This window comes from Phytoactinopolyspora endophytica (assembly GCF_004138495.1).
In the GTDB taxonomy this organism is placed as follows: Bacteria; Actinomycetota; Actinomycetes; order Jiangellales; family Jiangellaceae; genus Phytoactinopolyspora; species Phytoactinopolyspora endophytica.
In genome coordinates this window covers 16,111-25,779 of the sequence record NZ_ML142874.1, presented here as the reverse complement: position 1 = coordinate 25,779, position 9,669 = coordinate 16,111, and the positions used below count along the sequence as shown (strand labels likewise).

9 protein-coding genes are annotated in these 9,669 nt (G+C 67.5%); 8 read left to right on the top strand and 1 reads right to left on the bottom strand.

Features of this window, described 5'->3' with window-relative positions:
• A partial coding sequence (locus tag ELR45_RS39865) for an alpha-L-fucosidase (RefSeq protein WP_420813987.1) occupies nt 1-847 on the bottom strand: 847 nt, incomplete at its 3' end.
• A gap of 351 nt (nt 848-1,198) precedes the next feature.
• Between ELR45_RS39865 and ELR45_RS31625 the strand changes: the two genes are divergently transcribed.
• From ELR45_RS31625 to ELR45_RS31590, 8 genes are all read left to right on the top strand, one after another.
• Nucleotides 1,199-3,199: a family 20 glycosylhydrolase gene (locus tag ELR45_RS31625; protein WP_129669837.1), complete on the top strand. Its 2,001-nt coding sequence runs from the start codon at nt 1,199-1,201 to the stop codon at nt 3,197-3,199.
• Between the two features lie 50 nt (nt 3,200-3,249).
• Complete coding sequence (locus tag ELR45_RS31620; RefSeq protein ID WP_129669836.1) at nt 3,250-3,933, top strand: FadR/GntR family transcriptional regulator; 684 nt, start codon at nt 3,250-3,252, stop codon at nt 3,931-3,933.
• Nucleotides 3,934-4,183: 250 nt separating this feature from the next.
• Nucleotides 4,184-4,495: a 50S ribosomal protein L21 gene (rplU, locus tag ELR45_RS31615; protein WP_129669835.1), complete on the top strand. Its 312-nt coding sequence runs from the start codon at nt 4,184-4,186 to the stop codon at nt 4,493-4,495.
• Between the two features lie 9 nt (nt 4,496-4,504).
• Nucleotides 4,505-4,765 (top strand): 50S ribosomal protein L27, encoded by a 261-nt coding sequence (rpmA, locus tag ELR45_RS31610; protein ID WP_129669834.1) that lies wholly within the window; start codon nt 4,505-4,507, stop codon nt 4,763-4,765.
• Between the two features lie 201 nt (nt 4,766-4,966).
• On the top strand, nt 4,967-6,325 hold the full coding sequence (gene obgE, locus ELR45_RS31605) for a GTPase ObgE (protein WP_129669866.1): 1,359 nt from the start codon (nt 4,967-4,969) through the stop codon (nt 6,323-6,325).
• A 43-nt stretch (nt 6,326-6,368) separates the two neighbouring features.
• On the top strand, nt 6,369-7,502 hold the full coding sequence (gene proB / locus ELR45_RS31600) for a glutamate 5-kinase (RefSeq protein WP_129669833.1): 1,134 nt from the start codon (nt 6,369-6,371) through the stop codon (nt 7,500-7,502).
• Nucleotides 7,503-7,633: 131 nt separating this feature from the next.
• Nucleotides 7,634-8,617, top strand: coding sequence for an NAD(P)-dependent oxidoreductase (locus ELR45_RS31595; protein ID WP_129669832.1), 984 nt, complete (start codon nt 7,634-7,636; stop codon nt 8,615-8,617).
• A gap of 53 nt (nt 8,618-8,670) precedes the next feature.
• Nucleotides 8,671-9,654: a sulfotransferase domain-containing protein gene (locus tag ELR45_RS31590; protein ID WP_129669831.1), complete on the top strand. Its 984-nt coding sequence runs from the start codon at nt 8,671-8,673 to the stop codon at nt 9,652-9,654.
• Nucleotides 9,655-9,669: the final 15 nt, after the last annotated feature.

The following is a 9,669-nucleotide window of genomic DNA, read 5'->3' as shown; positions in this document are numbered from 1 at the left end:
CGTCGATCGGCCCGTACTCGGTGAAGATCTCATAGATCTGGTTCAGGTAGTAGGCGTCGTAGTCGTTCGCCATGACCTCGAACGTGGGCAGTTCACCGGAGGCGACCGCGTCCGCTCGGTCGTCGTTCGGCACCAGCGTCGGGATGGTGCGCTTCGTCGGCTCGCTGCCGTTGCCGAACCGCCCGAGACCGGCGGGCGACGCGGGCGCGTCTTCGAGTGTCGCCCGCTCGGCGCTGTTCCGCTCATCCGCGGGCTTGCCTTCGACGTAGGGGATGTAGGTGTCGGCGTGCCACTCGTGTGGCAGTTCGGAGCCGTCCGAGGGTGACATGTAGACGCCCACGCGCTGATCGGCGGCGCGTGCCGCGTCGACGTAGCTGCGTAGTATGTCGGCCTGCGGATTCTGGCAGCCGGCGTTGCGCACCTGCCAATAGGCGTCGCCGAGGCCCTCGTCGCGGGACTGCTCCGCCTGCTCGCGCGCGGCCACGACGGCGTCTGCGTCCTCGCAGCCCTCCAGGTCGACCCACCATGGGCTGGCGATCACCGAATGCGGCGTGTACCGCGTCGGGTACAGCACGAACCCGTCATGGTGTTTGGCCGTGAGCATCGCCAGGCCCGTGTCGATCGAGGTGAAGACGTCCATCCATTGGGCGACGTCGACTTGCTGCGGATCGAACGTCTGCGGGGACTCCATGCCGGAGCCCCACTCCCGGTCGGTGAACGTGTTCATGCCGAAGTGGGTGAAGCCGGTGACCTCGTGCTGCTGCCAGCGGATGTGCCGGCTTTCCGGCACGATGTTCGCCGCCTTGTCGAGGATGCGGTCGAACCCGTCGCATTCGAGGACCGGCATCACCGGCGCGGGCCGGATCGCCGAGGCGCAATCCGGGTCTCGGCTCGGCGGCTCCTCCGATGGTGCCGCGGAGGCGGGTGCTGTCACGGACATGGCCAACGCGGTGGCGCCAGTGGCGAACACCGCCGTCGCGCGGCGTGGTCTCTGGTGCTGGTTCATCTGCCCGGCTCCGATCTCGGTTACGGCATCAGACGTATGACTCCATGTTGGTCGGAGGTGTGGTCCTTGTAAAGGGCTTAAGTCTCGAGAGATTTCCATGTAGGGTGATGGGCTCATCCGATGTATGGTTCCTCGCCGCCGCAAACAACGCACGCATTCACGGCCGATACGAGTGAGACGGAAGGACCGCCGATGAGCACACGATTCTCGCGCCGACTCCTGGTGATACTGGCAAGCCTCGCCCTCCTGGTGGTGCCGTTCGCGCCGGCCAGCGCGGAGCGGGCGGAGAGGCCCGTGAGGGCGGACGGCCCCATCCAGGCGGCGCAGGCCGGCGCAGAGCACTCGAACGAGGCGCCGTCGGTGATCCCGTCGCTCGAGGATTGGGACAGCGGCGACGGGGAGTTCGAACTGACGAGGCACTCCCGGGTTGTCGTCGACTCGCGGGCGCAGCGGTCGCGCGAGGACGCCCGGCAGTTCGCGGCTGACCTGGCAGAGCAGACCGGCAACCGGCTGCCCGTCGTCCCCGGTCCGGTGCGGGTCCGGCCTGGTGACATTGTGCTGGAGTTGGATCCGGACCGCTCCGACCTCGACGACGAGGGATACGAGCTGGAGATCGACGACGTCGTCCGGATCACCGGGCAGGCCGATGCCGGCGTCTTCTACGGCAGCCGGACGGTCGTGCAGGCCTTCGCCGGCGGCGACACGCTCCCTCGCGGTAGCACTGTCGACGTGCCCGACTATGCCGAGCGCGGCGTGGGGGTCTGCGCCTGCTACGTCCACATCTCGATGGAGTGGTTCGAGCGGTTGATGCAGGACATGTCCCACCTGAAGCTCAACCAGCTCTGGATCGAGGCGAAGGTCAAGAGCGACGAGTATCCCGAGACCGCGTTCTGGGGCTATTACACGAAGGACGAGATCCGCGAGCTCTCCGAGATCGCGGACAAGTACCACATCACGCTCGTCCCGGAGATCAACTCACCCGGCCACCAGACCCCGTACCTGGAGAACTATCCGGAGCTGCAGCTGGTCGACCGGCACGGCGAGCGGCAACCGTCGCGGCTGGACATCACCCAGGACGAGGCGTTCGACTTCCTGACCGGGCTGATCGACGAGGCGCTCGAGGTCTGGGACACGCCGTACTGGCACATGGGCGCCGACGAATACATGCTCGGCTCCGAGTTCGAGGACTTCCCGCAGATCTTGGAGTACGCCCAAGAGAAGTTCGGACCGGACGCCACGCCCCAGGACGCGTTCATCGACTTCGTCAACAGGATCAACGCGCACGTGAAGTCGAAGGACAAGACGCTGCGGATCTGGAACGACGGCCTGGCCGGGGAGAACACCATCCCGCTCGACGAGGACATCATCGTCGAACACTGGGACGGCCGGGAGCAGATCCTCACTCCCAGCGAGCTGTTCGAGCAGGGGCATCAGGTGATGAACTCCTCCTATGCCCTGTACCTGGTGCGCGGCGGCTTCATGACCGACACCGAGGCGCTCTATGAGCAGGATTGGACGCCGCTCTCCTTCGAGAACGAGGAACTGGCCGAACCGCACCAGAACATCACCGGTGCGAAGATCACCATGTGGCCGGACAACGGGCGCGGCCACACCGAGAACGAGGTCGAGCAGCAGGCGTTCATGCCGATGCGGCACATCGCGCAGGCCACGTGGGGCGGGCCCAAGCCGGCCGACACCTATGCCGGCTTCGAAGAGCTGGCCGAGGCCATCGGCCGGGCACCGGGGTGGGACGACGCCGAGCGTCAGCCGTTGCCCGAGGGAACCTACGCCATGGCCGACCCGGCGACGGGCGATCGGCTGGCACCGGTGACGGCCGAGCCCGACGCCAGGGTGGAACTTGCGTCGGACTCGGCGGCGAGCTGGGACCTGCTCCCCACGGACGACGGCTACTACCGGCTCCGGTCGACCGGCACCGACCTGTGCCTGAACATCACCGAGGGCCGCAGGTACCTGAACGTGCCGTTGGAGGCCGGAGCGCCGTTCACGCTGACCCCGTGCTCGACGGCGGCCGGCGAGAAGACCCAGCGGTGGCAGCTCAAGACCTCCGAGGATGGCGGGTTCAGCTTGGTCAACGCCATCTCACAATTGCCTATGGCCAGGAGTGACGACGACCTCGCGGTGCAGATGCCCCCGGACGAGCAGGAACCGGTGGCGTTCCACCCGAACGGCTGAGAACGGGCATACTCTGTGACGAGACATCCGATCTTTCACGGAGGGGGAGTATGGCCGTCACCGATGAGGCGATCCTCAAGATCAAGGGAATGATCGTCGGCGGGGAGCTCAAACCGGGCGATCGGCTGCCGCGAGAGTCAGACCTCGCATCGCGGCTCGGATTGGCGCGGAACTCGCTGCGAGAGGCGGTCCGGGCGCTGGCGCTGATGAACATCCTCGACGTCCGGCAAGGCGACGGCACCTACGTGACGAGTCTCGACTCACCGCTGCTGCTGGAGGCGATGAACTTCGTCGTCGACTTCCACAGCGACGACTCGGTGCTGCACTTCTTCGAGGTACGGCGGATCATGGAGCCGGCCGCGGCGGCGATGGCGGCGTTGCGGATCACCGACGATCAACTGCTGGACCTGCGCGGGCTGCTGGATGAGATCAGCGCGGACGCGCCGGTGGAGAAGCTTGTCGCGAACGACCTGGAGTTCCACCGTCGCATCGCGGACGCGTCCGGGAACCCCGTGCTGGCGTCGCTGATCGACGGACTGTCGGCGCCGACCCAGCGGGCGCGGGTGTGGCGCGGGCTCACCGAGCAAGGTGCTCCGGGGCGGACGCTCAACGAGCACCGTGCGGTCTTCGACGCGCTCGCGGCCGGGCAACCGGAGATCGCCCGATCCTGGATGACGGTGCATGTCGCGGGTGTCGAGCAATGGCTCCGGCAAGCGCTCACGGCCGGCAGCTGATCCTGCGTCGTCAGGCGCGATGAGGTGGTGCTAGATCAGATACGAGTTTGTGGCGCCATGACGCCGTATACTCGTATCTGATCACGTGCTGCCGCGCTTCGGGTGCTGGGTTTGACCACAGGCGGTGCGGCTCCGTATCCTTGGTCGTCGGCGTGTTTCACGTCGAGACCCGTATGCCCGCTTGGCAGCGGCGTATGCGTGCCCAGACGCCCGACGAGCTATCAGGCCCGATTGAGAGAGTGAGACCGCGGTGTACGCGATCGTCCGTAGCGGCGGCAACCAACAGAAGGTGTCCGTCGGCGATGTCGTCGATGTCGACCGGCTCGGCAATGAGATCGGATCGACGGTTACCCTTCCGGCGTTGCTTGTGGTCGACGGCGAGACCGTCACCAGTGACCCGAACAAGCTGGCCCAGGTTTCGGTGACCGGCGAGGTCCTCGACGAGGTGAAGGGTCCGAAGATCCACATTCTCCGTTACAAGAACAAGACGGGGTACCGTCGGCGCCAGGGGCACCGGCAGAAGTACACCCAGGTGAAGATCACCGGTATCGAGACGAAGTAGGATTGCGCGATGGCTCACAAGAAGGGCGCCTCGTCCAGTAAGAACGGGCGCGACTCCAACGCACAGCGGCTCGGCGTGAAGCGCTTCGGCGGCCAGCTGGTCAACGAGGGCGAGATCATCGTCCGCCAGCGCGGCACCCATTTCCACCCGGGCGACAACGTCGGTCGCGGGAAAGACGACACGCTCTTCGCGACCAGCGTCGGAACCGTCGAGTTCGGCCGCAAGCGAGGCCGCAAGGTCGTCAACATCGTCCCGCCTGCGGGGGAGTGACCTCCGCGTCAGGGATCAATCGACTTCAGCGGGCCGGTCACACGACCGGCCCGCTTTTTCTTTTGTGCCGCAGCTATGTCTTCTCCGCGCCGCCGCCTGTGGCAGGGACGACTAGCGTGGTGAAGTGATCGACGGGCATGTGGTTCAGCCCGGCCGGCCGATCGAACCGGATAACGATAAGGGAGGTGACGGGCTGTGGCGATACCGTCGTTCGTCGACCGTGTGGTGCTCCACCTGGCTGCCGGCAACGGCGGTCATGGCTGTGCGTCCGTACATCGAGAGAAGTTCAAACCGCTGGGTGGCCCGGACGGAGGCAACGGTGGGCGCGGCGGGGACATCGTCCTCGTGGTCGACGCCAACACCACGACGCTGCTCGACTACCACCGCTCACCGCACCGGCGCGCCGGCAACGGCTCCGCCGGGGAGGGCGGTCATCGCAGCGGAGCCGACGGCGATGACGTCGTGCTCATGGTTCCAGACGGGACCACCGTCTCCACGCCCGGCGGCGAGGTGATCGCCGACCTGGTCGGCATCGATACCACGCTGGTCGTCGCACGGGGCGGGCGTGGAGGCCTCGGTAACGCCGCGTTGGCGAGCACGAAGCGCAAAGCCCCCGGCTTCGCGCTTCTCGGCGAGCCAGGCGAGACGCTCGACGTCGTGCTGGAGCTGAAGAGCGTCGCGGACATCGGGTTGGTCGGGTTCCCGAGCGCGGGTAAGTCCAGCCTGATCGCGGCCATCTCTGCGGCTCGTCCGAAGATCGCGGACTATCCGTTCACCACACTCGTACCGAATCTCGGGGTGGTGGAGGCCGGCGACGTCCGATTCACGGTCGCCGACGTGCCGGGCCTGATCGAGGGTGCCAGCGAGGGCCGAGGTCTGGGGCATACGTTCCTCCGCCACGTCGAAAGATGCGCAGCCCTGGCACACATCGTGGACTGCGCCACCCTCGAACCGGGCCGCGACCCACTGTCGGACGTGGACGTCATCGAGGCCGAGCTGGAGAAGTACGGCGGACTGGCCGAGCGGCCGCGCCTTGTGGTGCTGAACAAGGTCGACATTCCTGAGGGCCGGGAGCTGGCGGAGTTCGTGCGCGCCGAGGTGGTCGCCCGTGGCTGGCCGGTGTTCATGGTCTCGGCGGTCTCCCGCGAGGGTCTGCGTGAGCTGGCGTTCGAGATGGCCCGCATCGTCAGTGCCGCCCGATCGGCCGCGCCGCCGCCGGAGCCCACCCGGATGGTGCTGCGTCCGACGGCCGTCGACGACGAGGGATTCACCGTCACCAAGGAGCGCACCCACGAGGGCGAGCGGTACCGTATCCGAGGCGTGAAGCCGGAGCGCTGGGTACGCCAGACAGACTTCACCAACGACGAGGCGGTCGGGTACCTGGCCGATAGACTCGCTCGGCTGGGTGTCGAGGACGAGCTGGTCAAGGCCGGTGCCCATGGTGGTGACGAAGTGGTCATCGGTGGTGAGGACGCCGTGGTGTTCGACTGGGAGCCGACGATTTCCAGTGGTGCGGAGCGGCTGGGGCCCCGCGGGACGGACTCCCGGCTGGAGAATTGACTCCCGGCCCGGCGGGTGCCAGGGGAGATGAGGAAGGCTGAGGATGGGATCAGCAGGCCGACGCGAAGCCATTGCCAAGGCCTCCCGGGTGGTCGTCAAGGTCGGATCGTCGTCCTTGACCACCACCAGCGGTGGGCTCGACGAGAGCCGGCTGGACGCACTTGTGAGCGCGCTGGCTCGGGTGCGGGCGAGCGGCCGGGAGGTGGTGTTGGTCTCTTCCGGGGCGATCGCCACCGGGCTGGCGCCATTGAGCATTCCCACCCGCCCGCGTGACCTGGCCCGCCAGCAGGCAGCGGCCAGCGTCGGCCAGGGGCTGCTGATCGCCCATTACACCGGGGCGTTCGCGTCTCATGGCCTACAGGTGGGTCAGGTGCTGCTGACCGTCGACGACGTGACCCGCCGGTCGCACTACCGCAACGCGTACCGCACCTTGCACATGCTCCTGAAACTCGGGGTGGTGCCGGTGGTCAACGAGAACGACACGGTGGCGACGCAGGAGATCCGGTTCGGTGACAACGACCGGCTCGCCGCCTTGGTCGCCCAGCTGGTCCATGCGGACGCGCTGGTTCTGTTGTCCGACGTCGACGGCTTGTACGACGGCGATCCCCGCCGTCCGGGCACGGCCCGGGTGGCGGACGTGCATGACCTGTCGGACCTGGACGGACTGAAGATCGGCGGCACCGGGTCGTCGGGCCTGGGCAGTGGCGGCATGCAGACCAAGGTGGAGGCGGCCTCCATCGCGACCGGTTCAGGAATCGAGGTGCTGCTGGCCTCGGCCTCGGAGGCGGTGGAGGCGTTGCACGGTGACGAGGTAGGCACCTGGTTCCATTCTCGTGCGCGGCGCCGTTCTACCCGCCTGCTGTGGCTGGAGCACATCGCGGACGGCCTCGGCCGGCTGCATCTCGACACGGGCGCGGTGCGCGCGGTGGTCGAGCGCCGAAAGTCTCTGCTGCCGGCCGGCATCACCGCTGTCGACGGCTCGTTCACGGCCGGCGATCCGGTGGACATCGTCGACCCGGAGGGCGCCGTCGTCGCTCGCGGACTGGTGAACTACGACGCCGCTGAGCTGCCGCCCCTGTTGGGGCGTTCCACCAGAGAGCTCGCCCAGGAGCTGGGAATGGAGTACGAGCGGGAGGTCATCCACCGCGACGACATGGTCGTTCTGCAGTCGCGCTGAACCCGCGTCCCCGCCTTCCGCCTCTTTGCGTCCTGCGCCGCGAGCCATCTGGCGCTCGGGGGTTGCAGGACGTCACCACTATGCGGGGCCCGGCGTGACCGTGTCACCCCCGACGCGGAAGACTTGCCCGTATGAACTCTGTCCAGATCCTGTTGCCGACGACGATCGACACCCGGATACCCATGCCTGACGGTGCGACCGCGGTGGCCTACGATCCGGCCGCGCCGCTGCCCGAGTCGGCGAAGACCGCCGACGGGCTGGTGCTGTGGGGAGGCGCGAAGGATCTGCCCGAGGTGGCGGCCCGGGAGCTTCCCGGTCTGCGGTGGGTGCAGACTCTGGGAGCCGGGTATGAGAACGTCGTCGCTGCCGGCTTCGACGAGACTGTGACCATCTGTAACGGTGCCTCCCTGCATGACGCCACTGTCGCCGAGCATGCCTTGATGCTCAGCCTGGCGGCCGCACGGCGGGTCGATGTCTTTGTCCGGGATCAGATGGAACGACGCTGGGGCGATCGAGGCGGTCTGCAGGACCTGGACAACGCCCGCGAGCTCACGACGCTCGCCGGCGCACGGGTGGTGGTCTGGGGTTTCGGTGGGATCGGTCAGACCCTGGCGCCGTATCTGCGGATGCTGGGAGCCGATGTCACTGGTGTGGCGCGTTCCGCCGGGGAGCGGGCCGGCTTCCCAGTGGTCACCGAGGACGACGTCGACCGGCTGCTTCCGGAGACGGACGTTTTGGTGATGATCCTGCCGGGCGTGGAAGACAACAAGCACGCGCTCGACGAACGGCGGATCGGTCTGCTGCCCCGGACATCCTGGCTGGTGAACGTCGGCCGGGGCAACACGGTGGATGAGGCGGCGCTGGTTCGGGCGCTCGCGGCCGGACGGATCGGCGGCGCGGCGCTGGATGTGTTCGAGGTCGAGCCGTTGCCGGCGGAGTCTGGCCTGTGGGCGCTGGACAACGTGATCGTCAGTCCGCACGCCGCGGGTGGACGCCCGCGCGGTTACGCCGATCTGATCGCGCAGAACGCCTCGGCTCTCCTCGGTTCCGGCACCTGGCGTAACGTCGTCCGGGCCGGTCTCGACGTGGCGTCCGGCGACGGCCGGCTCAGCTGAGCCCGACCTGAGCCGGCGGAAGAGGGTAGTGGGGCCTCGTTTAGGCTCGCAGGATGCCCGATGCCCCGTATCGCTACCAGTCCCCGGACGAAGACAGTGGCCGCTGGATCGGCTTTCCGTTCCGGGACGGCGACATCGTGATCAGCACCCGTTCCAAGAGCGGCACCACCTGGGTGCAGATGATCTGTGCGCTGCTGGTCTTCCAGACCCCGGATCTTCCGGCGCCGCTGTCGACGCTGTCGCCGTGGCTGGACTGGCTGATCGTTCCGCGCGACGACGTCTATGCGCGGCTGGAAGCGCAGGAGCATCGGCGGTTCATCAAGACCCACACGCCGCTTGATGGGGTGCCGCTGGACCCGCGAGCCACTTACATCGTGGTCGCCCGGAATCCGCTGGACATGGCGGTGTCGCTCTACCATCAGGCGCAGAATCTGGACCGGGAGCGCATCCGCCGGCTCGTCGGCGAGCCGGACCAGGAATCGTCGCCCGAACGAGACGTGCATGAGCGGGACGCGAAGGACGTGCGGGACGCGAAGGACGGACGAGACGCGAAGGACGAACAGGACGCACAGCAGGGCGTGCGGAAGCCACTAGAGGAATGGCTGCGCGACTGGATCGACAGCGACGCCGCCCCCCAAGATCAGCTGGACTCGCTGCCCGGCGTGATGTGGCACCTGTCCGACGCGTGGGCTCGCCTCGATGCGGGCAACGTCATTCTGGTCCACTACGACGACCTCGCCTCCGATCTCGAGGGCGAGATGCGCCGGCTCGCTGACCGGCTGGGCTTCTCCGTTCCGGAAGAGGCCTGGCCGTCCCTGGTGAAGGCGGCGGGTTTCGAGCACATGCGGGCCAACGCGGAGCGGCTCGCCCCGGACCCGGCGGGGATCATGAAGAGCAGGTCGGCTTTCTTCCGCCAGGGCACCTCGGGCTCGGGCAACGCGCTGCTCTCCGACGACGACCTGACCCGTTACCGGGATCGGACCGCTGAACTGGCACCCGAGGACATGCTCGCCTGGCTCCATCGCGGCCGACTCTGACCAAGCGTCGATGCT